1 protein-coding gene is annotated in these 241 nt (G+C 47.3%); it reads left to right on the forward strand.

Translation table 11 applies throughout. The features are described from left to right. On the forward strand, window positions 1-241 hold a 241-nt coding region (locus CHH91_RS20740), incomplete at both ends, for a hypothetical protein (protein ID WP_176465876.1).

A 241-nucleotide genomic window follows, 5' to 3' on the forward strand; every position in this document is an offset into this window, starting at 1 on the left:
ACAAAACAAGTGTGGAAGGCGAGTTGATCGTCGACCGCTATGACAACACCGCTACCCTTAGCAGTGAAGGGCGAGAGCCAGTTGATTTAAACGCCCATGTGACTGTTCAACATGGCGGCAGCTATGTTGAAAAAGGTGGCAAACAGAATGGCAATGTCATTGATTGGAACGTTGCCATTAACGCTGGCCAATCAAAAGTGTCCGATGCAAAAGTCATTGACCAACAGCAAGCGAACCAAAT

This window comes from Virgibacillus sp. 7505 (assembly GCF_002272135.1).
Lineage (GTDB): Bacteria > Bacillota > Bacilli > Bacillales > Amphibacillaceae > Terribacillus.